Source organism: Vibrio hepatarius (genome assembly GCF_043642085.1).
GTDB lineage: Bacteria > Pseudomonadota > Gammaproteobacteria > Enterobacterales > Vibrionaceae > Vibrio > Vibrio hepatarius_C.
In genome coordinates this window covers 238,006-264,254 of record NZ_JBHZSA010000002.1, presented here as the reverse complement: position 1 = coordinate 264,254, position 26,249 = coordinate 238,006, and the positions used below count along the sequence as shown (strand labels likewise).

At 44.3% G+C, this 26,249-nt stretch carries 24 protein-coding genes; 14 read left to right on the top strand and 10 right to left on the bottom strand.

The features are described 5' to 3' along the window. Nucleotides 1-26: 26 nt before the first annotated feature. The 3 genes from ACHUFZ_RS04365 to ACHUFZ_RS04355 are packed head-to-tail and all read left to right on the top strand — an operon-like array spanning nucleotide 27 to nucleotide 4,878. Nucleotides 27-1,502 (top strand): GlyGly-CTERM sorting domain-containing protein, encoded by a 1,476-nt coding sequence (locus ACHUFZ_RS04365; RefSeq protein ID WP_394126053.1) that lies wholly within the window; start codon nucleotides 27-29, stop codon nucleotides 1,500-1,502. Nucleotides 1,503-1,504: 2 nt separating this feature from the next. Continuing rightward, on the top strand, nucleotides 1,505-3,589 hold the full coding sequence (locus tag ACHUFZ_RS04360) for a TonB-dependent receptor family protein (RefSeq protein WP_394126052.1): 2,085 nt from the start codon (nucleotides 1,505-1,507) through the stop codon (nucleotides 3,587-3,589). Beyond that, nucleotides 3,583-4,878, top strand: a complete 1,296-nt coding sequence (locus tag ACHUFZ_RS04355; RefSeq protein ID WP_394126051.1) for a hypothetical protein — start codon at nucleotides 3,583-3,585, stop codon at nucleotides 4,876-4,878. Before ACHUFZ_RS04360 ends, ACHUFZ_RS04355 begins: the two co-directional genes overlap by 7 nt. A gap of 53 nt (nucleotides 4,879-4,931) precedes the next feature. On the opposite strand, the gene ACHUFZ_RS04350 is transcribed toward ACHUFZ_RS04355, so the two are convergent. Continuing rightward, nucleotides 4,932-5,372 (bottom strand): YtoQ family protein, encoded by a 441-nt coding sequence (locus tag ACHUFZ_RS04350; RefSeq protein ID WP_394126050.1) that lies wholly within the window; start codon nucleotides 5,370-5,372, stop codon nucleotides 4,932-4,934. Nucleotides 5,373-5,389: 17 nt separating this feature from the next. After that, nucleotides 5,390-5,698 carry a putative quinol monooxygenase gene (locus ACHUFZ_RS04345; protein WP_394126049.1) on the bottom strand — a complete coding sequence of 103 codons (309 nt, stop codon included), beginning with the start codon at nucleotides 5,696-5,698 and terminating at the stop codon, nucleotides 5,390-5,392. A 91-nt stretch (nucleotides 5,699-5,789) separates the two neighbouring features. Between ACHUFZ_RS04345 and ACHUFZ_RS04340 the strand changes: the two genes are divergently transcribed. Next, a complete protein-coding gene (locus ACHUFZ_RS04340) occupies nucleotides 5,790-6,194 on the top strand; it encodes a VOC family protein (protein ID WP_394126048.1) in 405 nt (134 codons plus the stop codon). Here ACHUFZ_RS04340 and ACHUFZ_RS04335 read toward each other — a convergent pair. Continuing rightward, a complete protein-coding gene (locus tag ACHUFZ_RS04335) occupies nucleotides 6,184-7,953 on the bottom strand; it encodes a sigma-54-dependent Fis family transcriptional regulator (protein WP_394126047.1) in 1,770 nt (589 codons plus the stop codon). The genes ACHUFZ_RS04340 and ACHUFZ_RS04335 overlap by 11 nt on opposite strands. A 265-nt stretch (nucleotides 7,954-8,218) precedes the next feature. Here ACHUFZ_RS04335 and exaC point away from each other — a divergent pair, with 265 nt between their 5' ends. After that, nucleotides 8,219-9,739 (top strand): acetaldehyde dehydrogenase ExaC, encoded by a 1,521-nt coding sequence (gene exaC, locus ACHUFZ_RS04330; RefSeq protein WP_394126046.1) that lies wholly within the window; start codon nucleotides 8,219-8,221, stop codon nucleotides 9,737-9,739. A gap of 17 nt (nucleotides 9,740-9,756) precedes the next feature. On the opposite strand, the gene ACHUFZ_RS04325 is transcribed toward exaC, so the two are convergent. From ACHUFZ_RS04325 to ACHUFZ_RS04315, 3 genes are all read right to left on the bottom strand, one after another. After that, the gene (locus ACHUFZ_RS04325) at nucleotides 9,757-9,942 is read right to left on the bottom strand and encodes a hypothetical protein (protein WP_134834520.1); all 186 of its coding nucleotides are present in this window, start codon (nucleotides 9,940-9,942) and stop codon (nucleotides 9,757-9,759) included. 148 nt (nucleotides 9,943-10,090) lie between these two features. After that, on the bottom strand, nucleotides 10,091-10,855 hold the full coding sequence (locus ACHUFZ_RS04320) for a sulfite exporter TauE/SafE family protein (protein WP_134834521.1): 765 nt from the start codon (nucleotides 10,853-10,855) through the stop codon (nucleotides 10,091-10,093). 87 nt (nucleotides 10,856-10,942) lie between these two features. Then, nucleotides 10,943-11,773, bottom strand: coding sequence for a DUF6279 family lipoprotein (locus ACHUFZ_RS04315; protein ID WP_134834522.1), 831 nt, complete (start codon nucleotides 11,771-11,773; stop codon nucleotides 10,943-10,945). A 395-nt stretch (nucleotides 11,774-12,168) separates the two neighbouring features. Between ACHUFZ_RS04315 and ACHUFZ_RS04310 the strand changes: the two genes are divergently transcribed. The 3 genes from ACHUFZ_RS04310 (at nucleotide 12,169) to ACHUFZ_RS04300 (ending at nucleotide 13,642) form a co-directional block, all read left to right on the top strand. Next, a complete protein-coding gene (locus ACHUFZ_RS04310; RefSeq protein ID WP_394126045.1) occupies nucleotides 12,169-12,513 on the top strand; it encodes a DUF3316 domain-containing protein in 345 nt (114 codons plus the stop codon). A gap of 169 nt (nucleotides 12,514-12,682) precedes the next feature. After that, complete coding sequence (locus ACHUFZ_RS04305) at nucleotides 12,683-13,054, top strand: cystatin domain-containing protein (RefSeq protein WP_394126044.1); 372 nt, start codon at nucleotides 12,683-12,685, stop codon at nucleotides 13,052-13,054. A gap of 159 nt (nucleotides 13,055-13,213) precedes the next feature. Next, a complete protein-coding gene (locus ACHUFZ_RS04300; RefSeq protein WP_394126043.1) occupies nucleotides 13,214-13,642 on the top strand; it encodes a DUF3010 family protein in 429 nt (142 codons plus the stop codon). A gap of 44 nt (nucleotides 13,643-13,686) precedes the next feature. On the opposite strand, the gene ACHUFZ_RS04295 is transcribed toward ACHUFZ_RS04300, so the two are convergent. Together ACHUFZ_RS04295 and ACHUFZ_RS04290 are read right to left on the bottom strand one after the other, a co-directional pair. Beyond that, entirely contained in the window at nucleotides 13,687-14,100 is a 414-nt protein-coding gene (locus tag ACHUFZ_RS04295) for a GFA family protein (RefSeq protein ID WP_394126042.1), read from the bottom strand. 119 nt (nucleotides 14,101-14,219) lie between these two features. Next, a complete protein-coding gene (locus ACHUFZ_RS04290; protein WP_394126041.1) occupies nucleotides 14,220-14,687 on the bottom strand; it encodes an Lrp/AsnC family transcriptional regulator in 468 nt (155 codons plus the stop codon). A gap of 151 nt (nucleotides 14,688-14,838) precedes the next feature. On the opposite strand from ACHUFZ_RS04290, the gene ACHUFZ_RS04285 reads away from it, so the two are divergent. Next, on the top strand, nucleotides 14,839-15,801 hold the full coding sequence (locus tag ACHUFZ_RS04285; RefSeq protein ID WP_394126040.1) for a hypothetical protein: 963 nt from the start codon (nucleotides 14,839-14,841) through the stop codon (nucleotides 15,799-15,801). 62 nt (nucleotides 15,802-15,863) lie between these two features. Here ACHUFZ_RS04285 and ACHUFZ_RS04280 read toward each other — a convergent pair whose 3' ends face one another. Next, entirely contained in the window at nucleotides 15,864-17,426 is a 1,563-nt protein-coding gene (locus tag ACHUFZ_RS04280; RefSeq protein WP_394126039.1) for a methyl-accepting chemotaxis protein, read from the bottom strand. Between the two features lie 326 nt (nucleotides 17,427-17,752). On the opposite strand from ACHUFZ_RS04280, the gene ylqF reads away from it, so the two are divergent. The 5 genes from ylqF to cqsA all read left to right on the top strand — a co-directional run bounded on the left by ylqF (nucleotide 17,753) and on the right by cqsA (nucleotide 24,109). After that, a complete protein-coding gene (gene ylqF, locus ACHUFZ_RS04275) occupies nucleotides 17,753-18,688 on the top strand; it encodes a ribosome biogenesis GTPase YlqF (RefSeq protein WP_394126038.1) in 936 nt (311 codons plus the stop codon). A 107-nt stretch (nucleotides 18,689-18,795) separates the two neighbouring features. Next, nucleotides 18,796-19,779, top strand: a complete 984-nt coding sequence (locus ACHUFZ_RS04270) for a CobW family GTP-binding protein (protein WP_394126037.1) — start codon at nucleotides 18,796-18,798, stop codon at nucleotides 19,777-19,779. A gap of 441 nt (nucleotides 19,780-20,220) precedes the next feature. Further along, the gene (gene clcA, locus ACHUFZ_RS04265; protein ID WP_394126036.1) at nucleotides 20,221-21,621 is read left to right on the top strand and encodes a H(+)/Cl(-) exchange transporter ClcA; all 1,401 of its coding nucleotides are present in this window, start codon (nucleotides 20,221-20,223) and stop codon (nucleotides 21,619-21,621) included. Between the two features lie 126 nt (nucleotides 21,622-21,747). Further along, nucleotides 21,748-22,704, top strand: coding sequence for a TDT family transporter (locus ACHUFZ_RS04260; protein WP_134834545.1), 957 nt, complete (start codon nucleotides 21,748-21,750; stop codon nucleotides 22,702-22,704). Nucleotides 22,705-22,927: 223 nt separating this feature from the next. Beyond that, nucleotides 22,928-24,109, top strand: a complete 1,182-nt coding sequence (gene cqsA / locus ACHUFZ_RS04255) for an alpha-hydroxyketone-type quorum-sensing autoinducer synthase (RefSeq protein WP_394126035.1) — start codon at nucleotides 22,928-22,930, stop codon at nucleotides 24,107-24,109. Nucleotides 24,110-24,148: 39 nt separating this feature from the next. Here the strand turns inward: cqsA and ACHUFZ_RS04250 are convergent, their stop codons facing one another. Then, on the bottom strand, nucleotides 24,149-26,194 hold the full coding sequence (locus ACHUFZ_RS04250; RefSeq protein ID WP_394126034.1) for a hybrid sensor histidine kinase/response regulator: 2,046 nt from the start codon (nucleotides 26,192-26,194) through the stop codon (nucleotides 24,149-24,151). Nucleotides 26,195-26,249 lie beyond the last annotated feature (55 nt).

Below are 26,249 nucleotides of genomic sequence, written 5' to 3'. Positions count from 1 at the left end.
TTTCCCTTCCATAAAGGACTAACGCAATGACTCTTTCTCGAGTAGCTTGCCTAATCGCAGCAGCAACTTCTTTCCCAGCAATGGTTAATGCCCAATCACACACTGGTGTCTATGTGGGCAAATACTCTACCCATATGAACGCCCATAAAGAAAACGGTGTTAATGGCACTATTTGGCCTGACAATACCTTAGATGGTGAATTTAACGGCGAAAAATACAAGGTTCTCGGCAACGCTATCACTGAAGGGATATGGGTGTGGGACTTTAACAACAACACCGTCACTATGGCTGGCAGCACCCTATTTGCAATGGGTATGCTTTACGTTCCATTCCAAGCATTTAACCCGGCAGAAATTGAAAACAAGCGCGCTGACACATCGGTTCTTATCAACGATCTAAGCGAAATCACGTTACCGATCGAGTATCAAGCTGGTAGTGGCCTTTATAAGCTTTCCTATGCACAAAAAAAATATGTTGTGCCTCCCTTCCCTGTCCCTGGGGTTGATGATTACCCAATTGGCTTAACTACCACCCATTTAAAGATCGACAAGAATGCGGACGGTAGCATTAACATTACGACCGCAGATGTAGAAGACGGAATTCCCGCCGATAACGTACCGGGGACACGTATACACAACGTTTTTCCTGCGGTCGTTCAAGTTGAATACTCATCGAAGAATATGCAGTTAGACCCAATGACAGACAGCAATGGTGATGGTATTTCCGACGCTGTGGCTACCTTGGTGGGCTTAAACCCAAATGTTCGTGATACCGATGGCGATAACCTAGATGACATCATCGAAACACCGATTTACTTACGTGGTAAAGACTCAGATAACGATGGTCTCAGTGACGCTCTTGAATCTGGTAACTCTGCTACTGATGACTCGATTGCATCAGGCCTTCAGCTTCCATCTGACAGCATACTCTCAATTGCAACGGTGGGTGGTGAACGAATTTATAATGTTCTGTCGCGTACACTCGATCTTTCAATAGCGAGTCAACACACGTTGCAGGGTGAGTTACCACCAGAAAAAAATAGTAACGACGAGCTACTTGACTACCAATATGGCCATGCCAATTTCAACATTGATGCTCCCGCTTCTCCTGAGACCTTAGAGGTTAGCCTTTCGTTTGATAACTTGCCGGAAGGACTCGAGATCTATCGAGTGGACAAACGATTCAGCTTTGAAGCTGGCGGATTTACCCAAGCATTTGTCAAACAGCAGTTGACTATTATTGATGATTCAAGCGTCTCTCTAACTCTGAGCAACCCAGATAAGTCACCTACCATTATTGCTGATTTGATATTGGCCGCGCCTGTTGCACAAGTTAGTGAGCCTGATGTGCCTGTCACCACACCGCCAAGCGCTCCCGATTCCACAACACCTGGCACTACGACAAGTACAGGCAGCTCTGGCGGCTCATTAGGTTGGTTGACATTACTGGCTATGGCGGGTGTCTCACTCCGTAAACGTAAATCGCATCAGAGCAAAGGATAACGATGTACCGAACTTACCTACTTTTTGGGCTTACATTAGTAAGCCCTCTAACGGTTGCGCAAACTGAAGTCATTCTCATTGAAGGAAAACGAAATCAGCAAGAGATTGAAAAACTGCTGGTCGAAGATTCTCTCAATCAAGTGCCTGGTGGTACTAACCTGATTTCAACCACTGAGCTCGCTGGCAGCCAATCTTCTCTGGCCAAGGTATTAAACCAACAGGCTGGTATTATCGTGCAAGAGTTTTTTGGCGGAAATGACCAACCAAGGATCAATATCCGCGGTTCAGGGCTGCAAGACAATCCGGTTAATCGTGGCATTCAACTGCTCTCAGACGGACTTGCCTTGAATCAGGCTGACGGCTCATTCGTCATAGGCCTTACTGATCCTGAACTGTCTAACTTAATCTCGGTTTATCGCGGGGCTAATGCAATGCGCTATGGGGCGACAACGCTCGGAGGCGCAATTAACTTTCATGCAAAAAGCGGCAGTAATAGTACAAACCAAGCACAAATAGAAGCAGGCTCTTTTGGGCTATACAAAGGAAACGTCACACTCGCTAATAGCCAAGACAATTGGGACTATTTTCTCTCTACCTCATACAGTCAAAGAGAGGGCTATCGTAATCATAGTGAAGCTCAGCGAGCAGGTATGAGCGCTAATATTGGTTACTCAACCTCCGCGTTTCAAAACCGTTCTTACTTAACGATTTCTGACAATGAGTTCGAGATCCCGTTTCTGTTAACCAAAGAAAGAGCCATCAACTCGCCTGATCAAGTCATGGGCGAAGGCGATGAGCCGATGGACACATTGCTCAACATTCCAGTAAGAAAGCCGTACCGCCACACTGAGCAAGTGCGCATTGCCAATAAATCTACGTGGCAAAACGAAGGGGCAGAAACACAATTTGGTGTCTATTTTGAATCTTTAGACGACGCCTTTCGCAACCCTCTGACTCAAACCGATACCGAGCACCGAAACTTTGGCTTAGATGCTAGTGCCACCTTTGATTTCTATTCCGATGATTATTTATTGAGAGAATGGCTGCTCTTTGCTCAAGGCAATAGCGGTTCAATGCCAAGAGAATATGCTTCCGTGCATCCAGTTACCGGCAATCTCATGTCTCCGTTTGCCAAACTTGATCTCAAGGCACACAACGTGACTCTTGGTAGCCAATTCCTCTATGAATGGGCAGAAGGACTCTCTTCCCTAGCGGCAGTTCAGTGGGTGCTCAATCACCGTGAAATCATTGATGAAATGACACCAGGGCTACTTGATAGCTCGTTCCAGTACCAAGTCATCAACCCTAAAGTCGGTCTTATATATCAACGGGATGAGATCAACCGATTCTACGCCAATATCAGTGGTAGCTCAGAGGCGCCTAATTTTTGGCAACTCGCCACGGTTTCAGCGAACCCTACTGACCCACTGAACAATCACGTCTATATCAATGACCTTTCCGTTCAAACTGCGTTAACGGGTGAGATCGGCGCCTCACTGTTGATTTCAGGGATTACTTTAAACGCGTCGTGGTACTACTCACTGGTGCAAGATGAACTGATCTCGGTTGTGGGTGATTTTGCCGTCAATGGGAAAACCATCAACTATGATGGAGATACCATCCACCAAGGATTAGAGCTGACCTTTGCATATACGCTTGACCAGCTCCTTGAACAATCTGACACACTGACCACTAAGCTGCTCTACAACTGGAGCCATTTCTACTTTGACGACGGCTTGTATGAGGGCAATCGCATTGCAGGTATACCAGTTCACCTAATTCAGGGGGAGTTAGATTACGCACTGAACAATTGGCGCATTACGCCAAATTTCACATGGCAACCCACTGCCACATACACTGACCACATGAATACGGATGTGAATACACAAGACCCCTATTTTTTACTCGGTCTCAAAGTCGGTTATGAGCCACAACGCGCACTTGAACTGTTTCTCGATATCAACAATGTCACTAACACCGACTACCAAACGGCGTATGCGATTCGTGGTCAAGGAGCGCCAGAGCTTCCGACCTTTATTCCAGGACCTGGCATCAATGCAATCTTAGGGGCAACTTACTCATGGTAATCAAAAAAATCACCGCAGTTTTGCTGGCCTGTTTGACTGCATTTCTCGCACAGGCGCAAATTCCTGACTCAGGCGAATACACCGGTCACTACCAAATCACCATGCGCGCAGCCCCACTTGGAAATGTGCTGGGGTTTGGTGTCAATAAACCAGAGTGGACATGGGATTTCGCCAATGACACAGCAACTGTTCATGGGACGACACTCTCCGTTGGTTTTAACTACGCGTTACATGACTTGAATAACTCAGATCCAAATAATGACATCCTCAATTTCACTCGAAATAGTGACGGGACGATCACCCTCCACTACGCGCTGCAAATTTATCACCCGGGTTTAGCCAACCCAATGGCAAATGCTTCTACCCGATTTCGCGTTTCTCTCGATGGCGCTAAGTTAAAGATTGCTGCTGTTGACTGGGAAGAGGATGGCCTAGATGGCATCGCAGGGACAAAAATATACAATGTTTTTCCACTGACGATTGAACCTGATTTAATTGGCTATGCAGTCGCATCAGGCGTTGACTCAAACCTTGATGGCATCGATGACCAAACAGCATTGAAGCTAGGGTTAAACCCCAACTCATTTGATACCGATGGAGACGGCATCTCTGACTGGGATGAAGTTGGTGGCGATATGGACTCCCCACTCGACTCAGACTTGGATTCTGTCATCGATGCTTTAGAAGAGGGCGACTCTGCTTTGTCGGCTTTCCTTGCATCCGGACTTACCACATTAAACGAACAAAAGCTGAATGTGCAAACAACCTCCGAGCTTGAAATTCGCCACGTCGCCATCGGGAACATGCAGCAAAGCGTCGATGATGCGGACAGCAGCGATGATTTCGCCAACCTAGACTCTACATTAGGGCAGCCTGGGTTAGATTATCCTTGGGGTAATCTCTCTTTAGAGTTTTTAAAACCCGTCTATGCCTTCAACGCGCAGCAAATTGAACTCATATTTTCTGCTGCTTTGCCCGATCGTTTAGTTATCTATGCCTACAGCCCAAATGCGGCAAATAAGTACCAGCTAATTCCTGCTGCTAAAGTAAAAAAACTCACTGAAAACTCTGTCACTATCTCCGTTTCAAGCAGCGACAGTTACCTTCAGGAAGATGCGAACGGAGAACGCTACCAACTTACTGTCGCAATCGCTGAGAACACGTTAGGCAATAAAAACGTCAAGGAAGATAAAGTCTCTTCTGCGGGGTCAACCTCTGTTCCATTATTCTTCGCTCTCGGATTACTACTTGCACTCCGACGAGGAAACTTAAAACGTCAACGCCGATAAAACATCCTGTCGGGATGAATAAAAAGAGGAGCTGACTTAGCTCCTCTTTTTATTTATGAATTGATCACATAGCTAAGCAGCTCGACCACCTGCTCTGGCGTTTCAGCCCAAGCCATCGCAGCGGCATCGACCTCTTTCAGTGGATGTATCAACGCTTCGTCATGCAAAGTAATAAAGGGTTTACCAAGGGCAGCTAACGTACCCGCATCAAAAGCCGCATTCCACTGACGATATTTGTCACCAAAACGTACTACCCCAATATCGCACTGCTTAATCAGCGTCGATGTACGAATCGCATTGACCTTTGAAGATTGATGATCTCGCCAGAAGTTTGATTCGTTACTTCTAAGCAAATCCCCAGCGGCATCACTAGATTCATGATCCGTATTGGCAGAAAAGAACTCGACATTAAGATCACGTTCCTTTGCACCTTCAATGATTCTTTCGCGCCAATCGGTGTGAATTTCACCGCTAAGATATACTTTCCACAACATTGTCTTCTCTCCCTTGGTTATTTCTTGCTATTCATCATAACGACATTTGAACGAATGACCGATTGCTCAACAACAATATTGGCCAACTTTTCTCGACTAGATAAATAGTGTGGTGTCGTTTTGTGTTCAGCCAGTGCTTCTGGTGACTGATAGATCTCGTACAAGTGAAATAGCTGCGGATTGGAAGTATCTTCAAGAACATCAAATTGTATACAACCAACCTCATTGCTAACCGACGATTTTGCATTCTCCTGCATAATTGCCAGATACTCCTTTTCTTTACCTTCCTTTACTCGGTTAGAAACCACTATACAGTACATACTCATAATTCTTCCCTGAACTGATTATCATCTCATTGCTATATCACACAATCATTGTATACAATAACTAGTGAAATACAATACAAGGAGAAAGGTCATGGAAAGACCAAAATCGTTTTCGGGGATCAGGCATATTGCCTTGGTGGTACAAAAGTTTGAAGAGTGTGAGAAGTTCTATACCGATATTTTAGGTATGACGATTCTACGCCGGGCTAACAATAATCTTGTTTATTTGACTAACGGCTGCGACAACCTCTCATTAGGTCGCGCTGCTGCGCAAAGAATATGCTCGCCTATTAGCGTCGATCATTTTGGTTTAATTGTGGATAGCAAAGAGCAGTTGCGCGAATGGTATGAATACATGTTGTTTAAAGGCGTGACGTTACTCGACTCACCACATGATCATAGCGACGGAGCAAGAAGCTTCCACTGCAAAGATCCTGAGGGTCATGTCATTCAACCGCTCTATCATCCAGCCATATCTGGTCAAACTATTCGTTAGACGGCAAAAGCCCCAAGGCTTTAAGCTTACGGTAGACAGTATTGCGACTCACACCCAGCACACGCGAGACCTTACTTATATTGCCTTTGTGACTCTGGTAAGCATTGATTAGGGTTTGGTTCAATGTCGTATTGAGATCGGCTTCCTGCCGTTTACCTTCACCTTTCGCGTGGCTCATCAATGGCTGCGCAAAATGCTGTGGAATATGCTCAAACGTAAGCTCATCTTGTTCATTGGCGACAAGTGCCGTCACTTTAAGGAGATTATCTAGCTCCCTTAAGTTACCTTTCCAGTGGTAGCTTATCAGCCCATCCATCAACGCGGGTGAAATCGACTGATAGCCTTGCTGATACTTAGCGAAGATAGCTTGGATGAGGCGTTCTTTATCTTGCCTCTCTCTGAGTGGAGGTAAAGTGACGACAAGACCATTTATACGATAATAAAGATCTTCTCTAAACTTACCCTGCTCAACCAATTGCTGCAGGTTCTGGTGTGTGGCGGAGATAACTTGGATGTCGACACGATGGCTGTTGGCCTCACCAACCGGCATGACCATTTTGTCTTGTAAAACGGTTAACAGGCGGCATTGGGCTTCTAACGGCATTTCTCCGATTTCATCGAGGAATAACACCCCTTTATCCGCTTGCCTAATCTTACCCAAATAACCATTTTTACTCGCGCCCGTAAACGCACCAGGAGCATGACCGAACAGCTCCGATTCGATGAGGTCTTTGGGCAAGGCACCACAGTTGACAGTAATTAACGCATGCTTCGCTCGGTCGCTTTGTTTGTGTAGCGCTTTGACAAACTCTCCTTTGCCAACCCCTGTTTCTCCAAGGATAAGCAAATTAATATCACGTCCCATCACTTTGTTTGCCTGCTGCCAAGCTAGCTCAATCTTATCTTCTCCATAATGAAGCTGACTTGATGGAGTTAAACTCTTTTTCGGTAGTCTTCGCTTACCCAATCCCTTTTTGTCGAAGATAAGCGGCTGAGAGCCGTGGCTAGATCGTTCAAAGAGCATATCGATACTCGACCCTACCAGTGGCCCATCCGGGAGTAGCTGTGCCGCCACTTGATTATGCGCCAACACCTCACCGTGTTCATTGGCGATAACAATCCCTTGCCAGCCACTTTTTAATACCGACTCATCGTGAGCGACATTGATTTGAATCGCGCCATCTGGCGTATGGGTCAGTAGGTGGTTTTCTATTAACTGAACCATATTTTGCACCAGCACCTGAGTGGTCACATCATGGCGGCTCTGCTCACTGGTGATATCGAGCACGCCCACTAATTGACCTTCTGGGTTAAACAGAGGGCTCGCTGAACAACTGATAAAGCGATGCTGTTTGATAAAGTGCTGATCACCGATGATAGATACTGCCCTTTTCTCATACAGCGCCGTACCGATTGCATTGGTCCCTTTCAGCTTTTCTTGCCAACAACTACCCGGCTCAAGTGCGATGGATAACAGACGTTCACGAAATCTATCTTGGCCCCAAGCAGCCAGCACCACACCATCAGGGTCGGTGAGTATCAAGCGGCTATCACTATGAGCAAGCACTTGATTGAATAAAGGAAGTGCCGACTCTTTGACCGCATCAATTACCGCTTGTGACGTGTAGCACCTCTCTTTCAATAGTGAGTTAGGCAAGTGGATATCATCCGGCTTTTTGATTTGTTTCAAGCCTGCATTGGTGCTCCTCTCCCATGAAGAGGCGAGCCAACCATCGGTCGCAAAAGATTGTAATTCCATAGCTGTCCCAATATTGAACAATCAAAGTGTTCCAATTTTGAACAACTGAACAGGTAGCTTTTGCTGTTCAGTTGCTCCCTCTGTTTTAAACGCCATCGTGTAGCCTTTGAATACTCTAGCGCCAGATAAAAATTACAACAAGTTTTTAACATTTGGTCTGTGATTTGCGTTACCTCCTTTGATAACTCGCTAATTGTTCACCCTCCATAGGTGACAAATTGGCGCAATAAAAACTCAAAGAAGTGAACACAATAAGGATATTTTTATGATTTACGCGCAACCGGGCAGCCAAGATTCAGTCGTTAACTTTAAGACACATTATGACAACTTTATCGGGGGAGAATGGGTTAAACCGGTCTCAGGTGAGTACTTCGACAACACGTCACCAGTCAATGGACAGGTATATTGCCAAGTCGCTCGCTCAGGCGAAGCTGATATTAATTTGGCTCTAGATGCCGCGCACCAAGCTCGTGCAAGCTGGGCAGCGACGAGCGTGACTGAACGTTCAAACACCTTGCTGAAAATTGCCGATCGAATCGAGCAACATATTGAACAGCTCGCGGTTGCGGAAACTTGGGAAAATGGCAAACCTGTCAGAGAAACGCTGGCAGCAGATTTACCGCTAGTCGTCGATCACTTCCGTTATTTCGCCGGCTGTATTCGCGCTCAAGAAGGCAGTGCGGCTGAGCTTGACGTCAATACTGCCAGCTATCATTTCCCTGAGCCGATTGGCGTTGTAGGGCAGATCATTCCATGGAACTTCCCAATGTTAATGGCGGCTTGGAAACTCGCTCCTGCCTTAGCTGCTGGTTGTTGTGTAGTGCTCAAACCAGCGGAGCAGACCCCGACTTCAATTCTATTGTTGATGGAAAAAATCGGCGATCTTATTCCAGCAGGCGTAGTCAATATTGTGAACGGCTTTGGAAGTGAAGCGGGCCAAGCGCTTGCCACCAGCAACAGAATTGCCAAACTGGCCTTTACTGGTTCCACAGAGATTGGTAACCATATCCTCAAATGTGCGGCAGACAGCCTAATTCCTTCTACCGTAGAGCTAGGGGGGAAATCACCGAACATCTATTTCCCTGATGTGTTTGATCATGAAGATGAATATCTTGATAAATGTATCGAAGGCACCCTGCTCGCTTTCTTTAACCAAGGAGAAGTCTGTACCTGTCCTTCACGCGTACTGGTGCATGAGTCGGTATACGATAAGTTCATTGCTAAGGTCGCAGAGCGAGCTAAGACCATTCAACAAGGTAACCCGCTCGATACGGACACCCAAGTTGGTGCTCAAGCTTCACAAGAGCAGTTTGATAAGATTCTGAGCTATTTAGAAATCGGCCGCCAGGAAGGGGCTAAAGTGGTGTTTGGTGGTGAGATCTCGCAACAGACCGGTGACATCGGATCTGGTTACTACATTCAACCGACCTTGCTTGAAGGCAACAACAAGATGCGAGTGTTCCAAGAAGAGATCTTCGGTCCTGTTATCGCTATTACTAAATTCAAGGATGAAGCAGAAGCACTAGCGATTGCCAATGACACGGAATATGGCCTAGGCGCAGGAGTTTGGACTCGTGATGCGAACCTAGCGTATCGTATGGGTCGAAATATTGAAGCCGGACGAGTGTGGGTTAACTGTTACCACGCCTACCCTGCCCACGCTGCATTTGGTGGTTATAAGAAGTCTGGTATCGGCCGCGAAACGCACAAAATGATGCTCGACCATTACCAGAACACGAAAAACCTACTGATCAGCTATGACGTTAACCCTCTTGGGTTCTTCTAACTAGCAATAGAGCGCCACTAGGCGCTCTTTTTTTTGCTTTTTCTCTTATCGTTTAAATACAACACGCCACTGGCAACTAATGCTAATAAAGAGACCGTAAATAGCGCCGGCATACTTAGTACCCACGCAAATGTCGCGGCGAGAAAAGCAATGAAGGTAATCATTCGGCTGCTCGACATCACTCTGCCTAGTTTTCTTTCCATAATTCCTCCTACATCTGACAAGGCTCACTTCCGGATAGGAATGGCCCTTATTGGATGTATTCAGTATGCCAAGATCGAAGCTAAATTAACCTAAATTGAGCTCAAAAGAGCTCGACATGTGACCTTCTTCAACTGCTCGCTATTTGTACTAAGCATAAGTATCAATAAAGAAGTAAGCCGTCATTACAATGCTCGAAAGACCAACAAAGCCTTTAACGTATTTCTGCTCGATTTGACGTGATACTCGCGCTGCTACGTAGCCACCGGATAAGGTACCTAGCATGACTGCAACGCCTCGTCCCCAATCAATCGAGCCATCAATCACAAAGATAATTATCGCAACAATAGACACACACGAAGAGATCAGCAGCTTAAGGCCATTCATCTGATTAATATCGCGATAGCCTGCCAACACTAGGTAACTTAGTACCACGACGCCAAGGCCAGCATTAAAAAATCCGCCATAAGCCGATACCACAACCAACATCACAGATATCGCAACCAAACCCAATTTTGAGCCGTTACTTGAAGATTGAGAGATACGGCTTAAAGCACTGCTAAGCGGCTCACCAAACAAAAACAGCAAGGTTGCGAAAAGCAAAAGCCATGGAATAGCGGTTAAGAATTGCGTTTCTGAAACGGTCAGGAGCAAATAGGCGCCAAGAGCACCACCAATAAGGCTCAAGACAACCGTGAGAGTTAATCGATGCCCCGTATTGGCAATATCGTCACGAAAGCCGTAACTACCACTGATATAACCAGCGCATGCGGCAAAGGTATTAGTCGCGTTGGCAATGACAGGAGGCACACCAACAAACATAAGAGCAGGAAAAGTAATAAAACTCCCCCCTCCGGCGATGCTGTTTAGTATCCCTCCCAGGACGCCCGCACCAAACAATAGAATCCATTCCATGTTATTGACTGTGTTAGAAAACAATCCCTTACTCTAACCCGCCTTGGTCATTGTTCAAATAGTCAGCGATCTCATTTGTAAGGATGTCTATAAAACAGATTGAGCAAGATCTTTCCAATCTTGTAATTCTGCACGGTAATATTCCGTTTGCTCGTCTGTCATGGCGTTGATGACTCTAACCAAGTACTGATTGCCAATTTTCTTGTTGTACTCTATTTTTTCCTCGAGATGAGGCGGGTACAAACTGTCGGGGTTAAACATTAGTTTATTAAATTGAGGCTGGAAACTCGCCACGTTAAGTCTATGGTCAAGCAGTGAGTTCATCTCGATACGCATATTGGTTTGATAGTTAATCCAATCATCTGTGGTTACATAGAGCTCATCGACCCAATCATCGACAATATTTAACTGATCTTGGGTTAAATCATCCATCCAGGTTTCTAGACTATCGACGATACGTTCTTTGTATCGCGCTTTAATTTCGACTTCACTTAGCTTTTGGTACTTTTTCTTATACTTTGTGTGTCGAACTCGTATGCTGTCCATCAATTCATCCACTTGGCTATCCGATAACTCTCTGGCCAATGCGTACATCTCTGGGGCTATTCGAGCAACCAATCGTAGCGAGTGCTGTTGTATCTTATCTTGCTGCGCTTGTAACTGCTCGATTGTGAAGCTTCGTGGTTCAATCGCCATGAGCTCATCAAGGTGATCAATATAATGCGGGATCTCTTCCCGGCGATGCCATTCACTCAAGACTTCAATCTTACGCTCTACCAGATCTTCTTGCGCGTTATCGAGCTCGACATAATCTTCTAAGTATTCGACCAACAACCAATCCATATTGTTGTAGACAAACTTCGAGCTACACCCGATAAGCGCACTACATATGATGAGTAATAATCCAACTTTCCTCATTTCCTTGTCCTATGCATCCACTGCCGTCACCGTTATCTTTATCCATGTCACGATACCATCGACACTGATTAAACTAAGCAATTCAAATACCAAGTCCATCGGACTAAAACTCAATACCCATAATTTCAATCAGTTAGCTTTTTCCAAAGACCAAATCGCTGATATAAATATAGCTCAATTGCCGCTTTACTCTTCATAAGTGGCAACGGTTTTCCTATGACTCCCGTCTGATATTTGAGCTCTGCTGCTAACGCTATTTTGACTCTGTTATCGCCTGGTTATGGACGTAAAGGACACTTTACAAAAAGTGGGATTAATCTTACACAGACTGACAGACGCCTTACGTTTAGGTGCGTAATATCAACTTCGAAGGTCACCCATCAGGAGAAATGATTATGAAAAAAGTTGTTATTTTAGCGTCACTACTTATGAGTGCTTCCGTTTTGGCTTCAACCAATACAGAAACATCCAACACAAGTTTTACTACTGACGCATACGCCACAAAACAACAAGCTTATGATGCGGCTTTTGACCTCATGGACGAGATGAAAGCAATGAATAATGCTGAACTGAAAACAGCACTACCGATCCACGAAAACAACGTTGTTTATCCAAGCGTGAAACTTAATGAGATGACAGTTCACGTTGAAGAATTTGCCAATAGCAAAGGCAATATTCAATACAAAGCGGTGCTAGACGTCGACTACCAATACAAATATCGAGAAAGCAGTAACAGCTAATCGCATCAAATTCTCTATAAACAAGCCGTTTTATTGTTCATAAAACGGCTTTTTTCTGACTTTGTTTTGATACTGAAACCTAACGAAAAGTTATACTCGGTGCATATTCTGTCTTGTAATTTACTTATAATACATAACCGTCAGTTAACTATTTTGCTATGGAGTTATCATGAATAAAGTATGGTTAGTTTCCCTAACAGCTATCGCCGCGCTAGCTGGCTGCAGTCAAGCAACACAGCCAGAGAAAGATCCCGCGTCAATCAGCCCAATGTGCCGCACCGAAGCACTTGCAGGTGGCTGGAGCGTTTCTGAGTTAACCCCTGAAGCTCAACAAGCAGTAGACACGCTACTGAATCAAATGAATACCGCGTCTAAACTAAAACAAGTTAATGAAGTAAGAACTCAGGTCGTGAATGGCATCAACTACGCCATTGAATTCACTTTGGAAAATGATGAAGTTTGGCATGCTGTGGTATACCGAAACCTACGTGGTGACTACATGATCGACAGTGTTGCCCAACGCGGTAAACTGTGCCCTTAGTACGCGTACCCATATAAGTTTTGTTATCATTAGGCCAGTAATCACGCTGGCCTAATCACTCCTACCTCTCAATAGAATCATCTCCCTTGGCAAATTTAAAGGTCGCTAACTTTTGTTAGGTCTATATAATGGCGACCAAACTACTAACTAGGTATAAACATGAAAATTTGTGGTGTAGAGCTAAAAGGTAACGACGCAGTTATCTGTCTTCTTGATCATTCTGACAACGTAATGCATTTACCAGATTGCCGCGTAGCAAAAATTTCAATTGGTAACGCAAACAGCACAGAAGAAGTTAAGAAGTTCCAGTTCTCTTTTGCCAAACTAGTTGAAGATTACAAGGTAGAAAAAGTTGTAATCCGTCAGCGCCAAACCAAAGGCAAATTCGCAGGTGGCGCAGTTGGTTTTAAACTAGAAGCAGCAATCCAGCTTATTAATGACTTGCAGGTTGAAGTGGTTTCGCCAACTGAAATCAAAGAGAGCCTGAAGAAGAATCCTCTTGCAATTAGCTTTAAAGAAACTGGCTTGAAGCAATACCAAGAGCAAGCATTTACAACAGCCTATGCATGCGTAATGATGCGTGGCTAATCAAGTTTCAAAGCCTAAGACTTGTGCTTAGGCTTTTTTCCGGCCTAAGGCTGTCTTTCAAACACCTTTACTCCTTCCGGTATCTGATACCAATCCTGTTTCTCGCTGATCCACACATGAGCAGTCGGTTCAAAGACAGAGTGATCATTGGGCGAGCTCGCTTTTAACTTGAGCTTTAACGTTGACTGATCATCAGGGTTATAGTGGTAGACTCGATTACCGCAATCCGGACAAAACTTCGCGTAATTTTTGTTGCCACTTTCAGCCAATCTAGTCCACTCTTTGAGTTCTCCAGATATTTCAATATCTTCTGTGGCGACGACTGCAGTGACACTAAAAGGAGACGTTGATAATTTCTGACACTCAATACAATGACACGCAAGTACCATCTTTGGTGGTTGGTGTAACTTATAGCTAACTTGTCCACATTGACACGTGCCTTCGACCAAATAACTCATTGCTTGCTCCTCCTGAACATTTTTCTGTCTATTATTCATCCATCATTACTGAATAGATTTAGAGTTTCAATTGGAAATTGTTCGATAATCAGCCATTAATTCATGTTACAGCGAAGTGCTCAAATCGAATCCACATTAACCTCGGTGGTGAACTTAACGGTTTTAGTCGATACCGAGGTATGAAACTTACGAATGTTACGGTCTTGGTGAAGGACCTGTTCAATAAAGCGTTCATAGGTCTGAATGTCGGGCACGCAAACCACCAGCATAAAGTCATATCCTCCGGTGATTTGATAACACTGGGTAACTTCAGGTGCCTTTAAGATAGATTGACGGAACACGCTATAGATATCCCCTCTATCTCGCTCCATCTCCACAGAGACAATCAGCGTCAATTTGTTACCCGCCAATTCCGGGTTAATAATCGCAACATCACCAACGATAATTTTGCCTTCTCTAAGTCGTTTCACGCGCTTTAAACACGCCGGTGGTGACAAGCCGACTTCTTCCGCTAAGTCTACATTTGCTATACGATTATTACGCTGCAAGATTGCGAGTATCTTTCTGTCAATACGATCAATTTCCATATATTTCCTTAATATCCATTTTGGAGAAATTTTGTTAATAAGTTTGATTATATAAAAAATATCAGTGCAGTATCTAGAGCAATAATGTCACTCATATTTCCCCTTAACCCAATAAGCTATCTGTCATTAGTAATCTCAAGGAAATAAAGAGATGGATAAGGTAAAACGCTTTTTCAGCCAACTGTTCACTGAAATCATTGATGTCACTTGGACACTTTATAAAGTGATGGTTCCGATCATCATTGTGATCAAGGTGGTAGAAGAATTTGGCGGCATCGACATCCTGAGTCAATGGCTTAGCCCTCTGATGAGTATTGTCGGCCTCCCCGATGAAATGGGACTGGTCTGGGCAACAACACTTTTGACTAATATCTACGCCGGACTATTAGTGTTTATGAACAGTGGCGTTGAGCTGACCGTTGCTCAAGCTTCTGTATTGGGGTCGCTGATGCTGATCGCCCACTCACTCCCAATTGAAGCAGCCATTGCCAAGCGCGCAGGTGTCAGTATGACAGTTACGCTACTTCTGCGTTTAGGTGGTGGCCTGCTGTTCGCGTGGATTCTTCATCAAACTTACCAACTTGGCGGAATACTGGATCATCAGGCGCAAGTAATCTGGAGCCCAGAGGTGGTTGAGCAACAAAGTTACCTTGAATGGGCTTGGACTCAAGTAGAGAATCTTATCGTTATATTCGTCGTGATCTCTGTGCTCCTATTTTCTCTCAAGCTGCTCAAAGTCCTTGGTATTGAAAAGCTGATGGCCATCGCGCTCCGTCCGATCCTCAAGATTCTAGGAATAAGCCGAGAAGCGACCAATATGACCATTGTCGGTATTACGTTAGGGTTATCTTTTGGCGGCGGGCTTTTGATTAATGAAGCCAAACGAGGCCACATTCCTGCGAGAGACGTGTTTACTGCAATCATGCTGCTTAACTTGGTCCACAGCATGATAGAAGACACCATCCTAATTATGCTTATTGGCGCAGACTTCACCTCGATTTTTTGGGGACGTCTCATCTTTGGTCTGCTGATCGTTGCCACGCTATCAAGATTACTAAGAGGAATGACGGAAGCAACCTGCCACAAATACCTCTATCGACCCGTCAAATCATAACAGTCATACATAAGAGCAATAAAAAAGCCCTGCAACTGCAGGGCTTTTTAGTTTGTTAAGGATTATTTCTCTTCAAATCGTTTCGCAAGATGGTGGAACTCTTCAACTTGCACTTTTAGGTCATTTGAATGTTCTTTTACTGAGTGCGTGGCTGCTAGGTTTTGTTCCGCAGTCGAAGCGATAGATTGAATATGTGCGCTGACGTCATTGGTTAACTCACGTTGTTGATTGGCTGAGCTTTCTACTGAGTTGATCAGCTCATTCATCTGTTGCATTAGGCTCTCCACTTCAGACAAACGAGCAGAACTCTCTTGAGCAGATTCGCCACATTTATCCGTTTGCTCACGATTTTCGAGGATATCGCTCTGCCAGCCCTCTATCGTGGTTAACATCGCCTCAATGCTGTCTTTGATTTGAATAGTCGCTTTGGATGTTCTTCCTGATAAAGCTCGAACCTCGTCAGCTACCACAGCAAAACCTCGGCCTTGCTCCCCTGCTCTAGCGGCCTCAATCGCCGCATTCAGTGCAAGTAAATTGGTTTGCTCAGCAATGCCACCGATTTCTTCCATCATTTGGCTGACATTTTGCGCTTGCTCACTCAATTGATACGTCGTTTGAGTCACCTTTTCTGCTTGAGTCGCCAAGCTACTGAGATTGTGATGTGTCTTATCGAGACTCTGTTTTGCACTAACACAAGTGGTTATGGTTAAGTCGACGATTTGGTTCGCATCATGAGCACTCGAAGAGACCTCATTCGCGGTGATTTCAACTTGCTCTGTCGCCTCTCGAACCTGAAAGATGTCTTTAGTCTGTTGGTCCAACGCTTCACTGACTTGGTAGGACGTCGCACTCAAGTTATCCGCTAAGTCGTGTATCGGTTCAGCGGAATCCGTCATTCGACCAAGAACCGTTCTGATTCGGGCAGACGACAACTGTAGATGGAAATCGGCGATCGAGAACGGGTCACTGCCCGAGAAAATTAATCGACTCACACTGTCATATTTAGTTTGCAGCTTCTTGAACTTAGCAGGTGTTACAACCAACTCCTGGCGGAAGAGTAGCGCCAACGCCAACAAAGGTAATGCACTTAAACCAATTGCGGCCATACCTTCTAAACCGAGCATAACGGTGACTATTGGTGCAGCAAGTGCACCTAGTAAACAGGCATAACGAACAAAATCAGGCACGTTAATTGACCAACTCGCCCCTGACGTCTCCGCTTTAAGAAGCCCTTTATACGCTTTGCTCGCAGTATCAACCAACTCACGCTTCGGCTTCACTCGCACTGACTGGTAACCGACCATTTTGTTATGTTCAAAAATCGGCGTTACATACGCATCAACCCAGTAATGGCCACCAGATTTAGTGCGATTCTTAACGATTCCTCGCCATGCTTTACCCTGATTTAGATTACTCCACATATCCGCAAAAGCGGCCTTAGGCATATCTGGGTGGCGAACAATATTGTGGTTTTGTCCAAGTAATTCGTTTTCTGAATACTCAGCAATTTTACAGAAGGCTGGATTGCAATAAGTGATGACCCCTTTTAAGTCGGTGGTCGACACCAGTTGCTCATTGTCATTTAAAAGCGTTTCACGATCGGAAGAAGTTGGGCTGACAGTCATTTGATTAACTTTTTTGTTGTAGTTAGTAGCACGGAAATATATACAATAAATCAATTTATGACAAAGCATTAATAGATGTTCAGACTAATACTTTCGTATGAGAATTTGTATTCATATAAATTCTAAACTGAGCGTTATAAAAATCAGAGTGACCAAACGCAAAATCTCAGACATTTTGTTAAATTTGTAGACAGCAAAACGCGAAAATTTAACAGCCATCACTTACCACGCCTTTATTGAGAGAGGTAGCCCCGAGCCTTTATCGCTTTACTCTTGCCTATTTCCCCTTACAATTGACGCAAGTTTGAATTTCTAGGTTAAATCCCATGTCTATCCAATGGTTCCCGGGGCATATGCACAAAGCCCAAAAAGAGATTGCTGAAGCGATCCCTCAAATTGATGTCATTATTGAGGTGCTTGACGCTCGTATCCCTTTTAGTAGCGAAAACCCAATGATTGCTGAGTTAAAGGGCGATAAACCGGTTGTTAAGGTTCTTAATAAACGTGACCTCGCGGATCCTGAACTCACTCAACTATGGATTGACCATTTTGAGAAAGAACACAACGTTAAAGCCATTGCGATCACGACATCCCAGCAACAAGAAGTAAATCGAATCATGGATCTCGTTCGTAAGCTGGCGCCTCACCGTGAAGAGATCGGCAAAAATATTCGCACCATGATCATGGGTATTCCTAACGTTGGAAAATCAACCATCATCAATGCTCTGGCAGGCCGTACAATTGCAGTAACAGGTAACCAACCAGCCGTTACCCGTCGCCAGCAGCGCATTAACTTACAAAACGGTATTGTACTTAGTGATACGCCAGGGATTTTGTGGCCGAAAGTGGAAAACCCGCACAGTGGTTTCCGCCTTGCTGCGACTGGTGCGGTAAAAGATACCGCCATGGAATACGATGAAGTGGCTTTCTACACGGTAGAGTACTTAGCGAAAGCTTACCCTGAGCGCTTAAAAGAGCGTTACATGCTTGATGAAATGCCAGAGTCTGACATTGAAATTATGGAAGAGATTGGACGTAAGCGCGGTGCACTCAGTGCCGGTGGTCGTATCAATTTACATAAGACGTCGGAAATTCTCCTGCATGAACTTCGCAACGGCACACTTGGTCAGGTCACTCTAGAGCTTCCTGAAATGATCACGCAAGAGTTAATCGAAGTAGAAATTGAAGCAACGCGTAAAGCTGAAGAAAAAGCGAAGAAGAAAGAAGAGCGTCGTAAACGTTACCTTAAAAACAAGCGCTAATCGTCAGATTCAAACACCATCAAGGCAGTCATTAGACTGCCTTTTTTGTCTCCATTTCTCAGCATCTTTTGTTATAGTATAACAAAGACAAAAATGAGACATGTTCAATGGGTATCCCAACTAATATCATCACCGGCTTCCTTGGCACTGGTAAAACAACGGCAATTCTCAACCTATTAAAAGCAAAACCAGCCAACGAAAACTGGGCTGTCTTGGTGAATGAATTCGGCGAAATCGGTATTGATGGCGCAATGATGACGGAGCAAGGCGCGTTAATTAAAGAAGTCCCTGGTGGCTGCATGTGCTGCGCCGCAGGTGTGCCAATGTCAGTCGCAGTTACCGCCCTATTGAGAACCAACCCTGATCGCTTGATTGTCGAGCCAACCGGGCTTGGCCACGCGCATAAAGTACTCGCTACGCTCACCTCTAGTCAGTTTGTTGACTACATTGATTTAAAAGCCACTATTGGTTTGGTCGACCCAAGAAATCTCAGTATTGAAAAGTACACCAGCAACCAGAACTTCAATGACCAGTTGGCCATTTCAGACATCATCATCGGTAATAAGGTTGATCAATGCCATGTTAGTGATATCGATGCCTTTAATGATTGGGTAACCAATCAAACTCCGCCGAAAATTTTCAGCCAATTGGTTCAGCAAGGTAATTTTCCAAACGAGCTTCTTGGTATTCCCCGCCGTGACTCATCCCCCTCATCCGAGGTAGCGGCACATCATCATGAGCACGCAGAGCAAGAGCCTCAATTCGCGTTAGAGCCAAATCAAACTCACGTTCGTAAAGAGAACAGTGGTCAGGGCTATTTTAGCTGCGGCTGGATCTTCGGCGCTGAAGTTGTATTCCAATTTGACGAGTTGTTCTCGGTATTATCGGATATTACCGCGGAACGGGTTAAAGGCGTGTTAAATACGACCAATGGCTGTTTTGCCTTTAACGTCAGTCACGGTGTTGTCTCTGTGAATGAAATGTCACTGCAAGGGTTTGAAAGTCGACTTGAGGTGATTGATAACCAATTATTACCGTGGGATCAACTAGAAAATGTGTTGGTAAATATTTCCACCCTAAGTGAAAAGTAATACTAAGTGCTTGAGCTATTTAGTAGATTCCAAACGACAAGAGGCGCACCTTAAGTGCGCCCTATCCCTCGTTACTCAATCGTGAGTCTGCGAATCAGGAGGTCATTATGTTGCGACCTGATATTAAACGAGGCGTTTGTATATTTTGTTTGAATCCATCCAAATTGTAGGTAAGGCGATATTTCCTCCATGCGGGTCGGTTCAAATTGCCTTACCCTTTAACTATGGTTCAAAACTCCAATTATGCAAGGGCGAGCAAGGCATCGTTATTGCGTAATTGTGACATTAGTCCCGCGAATTTCTTAACCTCTTTAAACCTATTCTGATCTCTCAATTTTGCAACTCAATATTGCAATCTTGTCGCTATAGTTACACCCACACAGGCGTATAATTTACCTAAGACCTATTGTTGACACTGATTATACGGGAGTTCCCCTTTCCATGACCAAAAGAGAGAAAATTAAACAATCCTTACTTGCCGCTGTTCCCAAGGATGCGATTAATCAATTTCTCTCTAAAGACAAAACGCCTCTTTCAGTGTTGCTACTTTCTTTGTTAGTAGGTGTGCTGGCCGGTCTAGTGGGCACCTACTTTGAGATCGCGGTTCATTTCGTTTCTGAAACACGTACCGATTGGCTAAAGAATGAAATTGGTGGCGTGGTTCCTCTTTGGCTAGCGGCATTTATCATCAGTGCTACTCTCGCCTTTATTGGTTATTTCCTCGTACATAAGTTCGCTCCTGAAGCCGCGGGCTCTGGCATTCCAGAAATCGAAGGGGCGATGGATGGGATCAGACCTGTTAGATGGTGGCGCGTAATTCCTGTTAAGTTTTTCGGCGGTATGGGCGCACTTGGCTCAGGTATGGTACTTGGCCGTGAAGGCCCGACGGTACAAATGGGTGGTGCTATCGGCCGTATGGTCACTGACATTTTCAAGGTCAAAGATGATGATACTCGCCATTCTTTGTTGGCATCAGGCGCTGCTGGTGGCTTAGCTGCCGCGTTCAACGCACCGCTTGCGGGAATTATGTTTGTCGTAGAAGAGATGCGACCACAATTTCGCTACTCTTTGATTTCCATTCGCGCCGTGATCATCTCTGCTGTGTCAGCCAACATCGTATTTCGTTACATCAATGGACAAAATGCGGTCATCACCATGCCGCAATATCAAGCACCAGAGCTCGAAACACTATGGCTATTCTTACTCCTTGGTGGGCTATTTGGTGCATTTGGTGTTCTGTTCAACCATTTAGTCACCCTGTCTCAAGATCTCTTCGTGCGTCTGCATAAAAATGACCGTAAACGCTACCTAATTACCGGAAGCTTAATCGGCGGCTGTTTTGGCATCATGCTGCTTTACTTGCCTGAAGTAACTGGTGGCGGTATTGGTTTGATCCCGACCATTACCAATGGTGGTTACAGCGCAGCACTTCTATTATTGCTGTTCGTTGCCCGTATCGTCACGACTATGATCTGCTTCGGCTCTGGTGCGCCGGGGGGGATTTTTGCGCCTATGCTAGCACTGGGCACTCTATTTGGTTATGCATTTGGATTGATTGCGCAGAGCCTAATGCCGGAGCTAAACATCACTCCAGGTATGTTCGCGATAGCCGGCATGGGAGCTTTGTTCGCTGCAACGGTACGAGCACCAATCACAGGCATTTTATTAGTCATCGAAATGACCAATAACTACTATCTAATTCTACCTTTGATTATTACGAGCCTAGGAGCGGTGATATTTGCTCAACTCTTTGGCGGGCAGCCTATCTATAGCCAATTACTGCATCGAACTCTTAAAAATGAGAAGTTACGACAGAAAGATCTACCGGGTGACCCACACTGAGGTTTGCACCGCAGATACTCCACTTGATATGATCACAACGCTTTTACCGATAACGGATTATCTCGGTAAAAAATAGAGCTTTTACGTTAGCCAAACACCGCTTTACTCTAATAAGGATGTATTTCATTGAACTGGAGACGTTTCACTCAATTTCAGAGTGTTCCCCCCTCACAAGCAGCATTAGCACTCGGCTTTATTGGGCTAGGTCATGCTTGGGCGCTTTACATCCCTGAAGTGGGCGAATTGATTCGGCCCTATCTGGCTGGGATCGGGGCAATTCTGCTATTTCCAGTTTTGGTCAAATACTTAACCAACTACAACACCTTCATCAATGATATTCGCCATCCGTTAAGTGGCAGCTTAATGGCTCCAATGAGTATGGCCTTATTGATTTTATGTGACTATTTAGCCGTCATTTCACCCATTATCGCCTACCCGATTTGGTTCGCTGCCCTGCTGCTACATTTCACCATGATGATACTGTTCTTTACCTTCCAGTTAACCAATTTTAAGATGTGCAACATCGTTCCAAGTTGGTTTTTATACCCCGTCGGTATGATCAGCAGCTCGTTAGCTGGAACACAGTTTGGCCACACCGTTTTTTCAGAAACACTGGTCAACGTCTGCATAACCATCTATTTCTTTATGTTGCCTCTAGTCCTCTATCGTCTTGTTTTTGAGGGTATGTTGCCAAAGCGAGCTAAGCCAACACTGGCGATTATGGCTGCGCCTATCAACCTTACGTTAGCAACCTATCTAGTGAACTTCCCCGAACCAGACCCTATTTTGACCGGGGCGTTAGCCGGGATTGCTATCACCATGACATTGCTGATTTACCTGTGCTACATCCGCTTAATGAGGCTCAAGTTCCAGCCTTCTATTGCAGCCGTTACTTTCCCTTCAGTGATCAGTGCGGTAGCCATGCATCGTTTGACTACCTTTTTCGAACAGTATCACCCGCATTGGCATTGGTTACATAAATTCGGACTGTTTGAACTCTCGGTTGCAACCGGACTAGTGGTTTGGGTCGCAGTTGGATACGTAAAAATGTATTGGCCAGAGGTCACTCGAAAAGCTTATTAACTAGTACAAAAAACATCAACTTATTAATAGTTTAGTAATTTATTTAATTAAAATATGCTTCCAAAAGCGTAATTAGAATTGAGATATATTAAATCGAGTATATTTTTGTTTGCAGAATTGCGCAAGAAAATAACCTTTCATATTAGACTAATTTCTTAACACACATCATAAATAGCCTTGTCAGCTGGCAGCAATAATTTTACAACTTACAAGGCTAACTATTATGAATATGTTAAGTGACTACTCGTGCTTGCCGAATTTCGTCAAGCAACGAATTGATTTCTATGTTTCCGACTTAATAAATAAAAAAGATAACGGTCGAAATTTAGTTTTAGGTAAGAAGCCAGAAAGCACAGATATTATTTTACAAAGTAACGACTATCTATCTCTTTCAAATCATCCAAAAATTATCGATGCCCATGTCAGCTCTCTGCTTTCTCGAAAAGACACCGCATTTATGTCCAATGTGTTTCTTCACAGTGATGGCTTAGATAAAAACGTCGAGCAAGAATTAGCGGACTACACAGGCTTTCAATCCTGTACCATTGCACCATCGGGATGGATTGCGAATATTGGGTTATTACAAACTATTTGCGACTCCAGTACCAATGTTTACATTGATTTTTTCGCCCATATGTCGATGTGGGAAGGCGCCAGAATTGCCGGAGCCAACATTCATCCATTTATGCACAATAATGTTAAACACCTAAGACGGACGATTAAACGAAATGGCCCTGGTATTGTGCTTGTCGATTCAATATACAGCACCGTCGGCACTATCGCTCCACTGGTTGAAATCATTGATGTTGCGAAGGAGTTAGGCTGTGCAATTGTGGTTGATGAATCACACTCATTAGGTACACATGGAGAACAAGGCGCAGGTTTAGTGCACTCGCTAGGGCTCACTCATAAAGTCGATTTTTTGACCGCTAGTTTGGCTAAAACCTTTGCTTATCGTGCAGGTGCAGTATGGTGCAATAACGAGACAGGGCACGTGGTGCCTTACGTGTCGTTTCCGTCCATATTCAGTTCCGCCATGATGGCGTGCGAACTGGATAGGATCAGTGCGACACTAGCGGTAATAAAAGAGAGTGACCATGCGCGAGCTAACTTAATTCATAACGCACAGCAAGTCGTTTCTGGATTAAAATCGATTGGCTTTGAAATTAGAAGTGAGTCGCAAATAATTGGATTAGAAACGGCTGAAAAAACAAACACAAGAAAAGTAAGAGACTTTTTTGAAAATAGAGGTGTATTTGGTTCGGTATTCTGTACACCAGCAACACCTGATAATAAAAACATTTTAAGGCTATCATTAAATAGCTCTTTAACAGATAAGGATATCGACAAAATATTATCTGTCGCTCACGATGCATTTAATCACCCTGAACTACATTTCGTTTAATTAATTGTAGCACCTCTTTATTGAGGTGCTATAAAAACATTACAAATATAAAGATATTTTGTCTAGCAGATGTTCTTTATCGACGGGTTTAATTAAATAGTCGTTCATTCCCACCTGCTTTATTTTCTGCAACGTTTCTTGGCAATTATCGCCCGTATGCCCAACAATCGGAATATCGAAATAATCCTCAGATGAGCTCCTTATTGCCTCAGTGGCATCAAACCCATTGAGTTTTGGCATTTCAATATCCATCAGTATCAGATCGATAGCCTGATTGCCTAAAACATCAAGAACTTCGCTACCGTCACTCGCATGAGACACTTGATAACCTTGCTTATTGAGCAAAATAGTAGTCAGTTGACGCATTGATACATTGTCATCGGCAATCAGAATCCGTTTGCCAACGCTCGTAGTTTTGCGAGGTATTTGCGTTCTATCAGCTTCACAACGGCCAAACATAAGCTTAGCAAAAACGTCACTGGTATGCTTCAAAACCTGTAATTTTTCAATCGCATAGATGGACAGAAAGCGGCTAAATTTGGTGTGATAGTGGCTATTCTTGTCATACAGAACGACCAGTTTCGCTTCAGTAAAGTGCAATTTTGACTCAAGTTTTAGATACTCAGACTCGCTGCAGGTATCTAGGTCAATCAAAATTAAGTCATACTCAAATTCATACTCTTCTTTCTGATACGCTTGCTCTAGATTTATATCTGACAGATCCGTACCCATATAGAAGGCAAACTCATTCAGTTTACGCTGCACCATTGGGTCACTGCCTATGTGCAGTATCGATTTAGTACGTAGAATTTCCTGTTTGATGACACTGATTGCTTGGGAATGTTTGTGAGGGAACTTGAGAGTAAACTGCGTCCACTCTCCTAATGCGGACTCACATTCAATCGAGCCTCCAAACGAATGCATCACTCGTTGGCAAAATGGTAGCCCCAAGCCATAACTGGATGCTTTGCCTGATGTATAAAAATCTTCAAAGATATAGTCAATCTTATCCGGCTCAATACCAACACCGTTATCTTCGAAATAGAGGTAGTTTGCCTTTTCGTCTGCATTAACAGTAATAGAGACCTTAAACGCATCATCATTTCGGTAGTACAACGCATTTTTCAGCAAATTATACAGTGCGTATTTCAATAAGGTATCACTACCAAAGTATTCAAAATCTTGACCAATGTTGAGCGTGACGTACTTGCTGGCTTCGGTACCGCGATAGGAATATGTCGCTAAAGACTCTCTGACCACTTCACCTGCTGAATGGAGCTTAAATGTCGATTGAGAAACTCGGTTTTCATCAATAGATGTCAGCAGTAAATCAATGGCTTCATTGCCGTTATGGATAACCTCATCGGCGCTGGCCAGCACCTCTCTCATTCTCATTAGATCTTGGCGTGGTAATTCAACATACTCGTTCTGATTAGACTTTGATGCAGGAAGCGATGAGCTCAGTACGTCTAATGAAGTCTGCAAAGCACTTAATGGGTTTCTCATCTCATGAGCAATACCAGCCCCAAATGACTTAGCAATGGAGACCTTAGCTTCATGCTCAACCTGATTTCGGAAGTAGAAAAGGTTACCGAAGATATAAGTGAAAAGGAAAATCGGGATGTATGGCCAAACGATAGGAACACCACCATCAAGCAGTCCATCATTGAGCCCATATGCAAACAAAAAACCTAGGACAATCGCCAACGTCGCTTGAGCAATCATGACCCGGGTTTGGTGAACTAATAGAATATGGAGGAAGATCGAGCTCATAAAGGACATCGCCCAAACCGTCGACCAGCCATTCATAAACATCATGAACGAAAAGAAGAACGGCAGACAAATCGTCACTGTCGCTAAATAGTAATATGGCAAAAAGCGTTTCAGTACCGTCGGGACGTAATGCCTTAGAGCCAACCCAAGCAACAGCAGAGCACAGAATACTCTTAGAGACGCATTCTCATAAGGCTGCGGATAGATCACTGTCCACACAAAATAGTAGGCAGGGAAACCAATACACCCCATCCAACCTACCAAAGATAGGTTGGGATCTGCGTACTGGTAAATCTTCTTAACTACATCCATCTACTACAGCCATTATTGGTTTATCTATAATCTGCAAACCGCGCACATAAGAAAC

What these genes read in the sequence shown, in the direction of transcription:
- ACHUFZ_RS04295 (WP_394126042.1), bottom strand. Translation starts at nt 14,100, where the DNA reads ATGAGTTATTTGGTCGAAGGCACGTGTCAATGTGGACAAGTTAGCTAT.
- ACHUFZ_RS04250 (WP_394126034.1), bottom strand. Translation starts at nt 26,194, where the DNA reads ATGGATGTAGTTAAGAAGATTTACCAGTACGCAGATCCCAACCTATCT.
- ACHUFZ_RS04315 (WP_134834522.1), bottom strand. Translation starts at nt 11,773, where the DNA reads ATGAGGAAAGTTGGATTATTACTCATCATATGTAGTGCGCTTATCGGG.
- ACHUFZ_RS04365 (WP_394126053.1), top strand. Translation starts at nt 27, where the DNA reads ATGACTCTTTCTCGAGTAGCTTGCCTAATCGCAGCAGCAACTTCTTTC.
- ACHUFZ_RS04345 (WP_394126049.1), bottom strand. Translation starts at nt 5,698, where the DNA reads ATGAGTATGTACTGTATAGTGGTTTCTAACCGAGTAAAGGAAGGTAAA.
- ACHUFZ_RS04305 (WP_394126044.1), top strand. Translation starts at nt 12,683, where the DNA reads ATGAATAAAGTATGGTTAGTTTCCCTAACAGCTATCGCCGCGCTAGCT.
- ACHUFZ_RS04355 (WP_394126051.1), top strand. Translation starts at nt 3,583, where the DNA reads ATGGTAATCAAAAAAATCACCGCAGTTTTGCTGGCCTGTTTGACTGCA.
- ACHUFZ_RS04340 (WP_394126048.1), top strand. Translation starts at nt 5,790, where the DNA reads ATGGAAAGACCAAAATCGTTTTCGGGGATCAGGCATATTGCCTTGGTG.
- ACHUFZ_RS04360 (WP_394126052.1), top strand. Translation starts at nt 1,505, where the DNA reads ATGTACCGAACTTACCTACTTTTTGGGCTTACATTAGTAAGCCCTCTA.
- ACHUFZ_RS04350 (WP_394126050.1), bottom strand. Translation starts at nt 5,372, where the DNA reads ATGTTGTGGAAAGTATATCTTAGCGGTGAAATTCACACCGATTGGCGC.
- exaC (WP_394126046.1), top strand. Translation starts at nt 8,219, where the DNA reads ATGATTTACGCGCAACCGGGCAGCCAAGATTCAGTCGTTAACTTTAAG.
- ACHUFZ_RS04285 (WP_394126040.1), top strand. Translation starts at nt 14,839, where the DNA reads ATGGATAAGGTAAAACGCTTTTTCAGCCAACTGTTCACTGAAATCATT.
- ylqF (WP_394126038.1), top strand. Translation starts at nt 17,753, where the DNA reads ATGTCTATCCAATGGTTCCCGGGGCATATGCACAAAGCCCAAAAAGAG.
- clcA (WP_394126036.1), top strand. Translation starts at nt 20,221, where the DNA reads ATGACCAAAAGAGAGAAAATTAAACAATCCTTACTTGCCGCTGTTCCC.
- ACHUFZ_RS04310 (WP_394126045.1), top strand. Translation starts at nt 12,169, where the DNA reads ATGAAAAAAGTTGTTATTTTAGCGTCACTACTTATGAGTGCTTCCGTT.
- ACHUFZ_RS04325 (WP_134834520.1), bottom strand. Translation starts at nt 9,942, where the DNA reads ATGGAAAGAAAACTAGGCAGAGTGATGTCGAGCAGCCGAATGATTACC.
- ACHUFZ_RS04280 (WP_394126039.1), bottom strand. Translation starts at nt 17,426, where the DNA reads ATGACTGTCAGCCCAACTTCTTCCGATCGTGAAACGCTTTTAAATGAC.
- ACHUFZ_RS04300 (WP_394126043.1), top strand. Translation starts at nt 13,214, where the DNA reads ATGAAAATTTGTGGTGTAGAGCTAAAAGGTAACGACGCAGTTATCTGT.
- cqsA (WP_394126035.1), top strand. Translation starts at nt 22,928, where the DNA reads ATGAATATGTTAAGTGACTACTCGTGCTTGCCGAATTTCGTCAAGCAA.
- ACHUFZ_RS04270 (WP_394126037.1), top strand. Translation starts at nt 18,796, where the DNA reads ATGGGTATCCCAACTAATATCATCACCGGCTTCCTTGGCACTGGTAAA.
- ACHUFZ_RS04290 (WP_394126041.1), bottom strand. Translation starts at nt 14,687, where the DNA reads ATGGAAATTGATCGTATTGACAGAAAGATACTCGCAATCTTGCAGCGT.
- ACHUFZ_RS04335 (WP_394126047.1), bottom strand. Translation starts at nt 7,953, where the DNA reads ATGGAATTACAATCTTTTGCGACCGATGGTTGGCTCGCCTCTTCATGG.
- ACHUFZ_RS04320 (WP_134834521.1), bottom strand. Translation starts at nt 10,855, where the DNA reads ATGGAATGGATTCTATTGTTTGGTGCGGGCGTCCTGGGAGGGATACTA.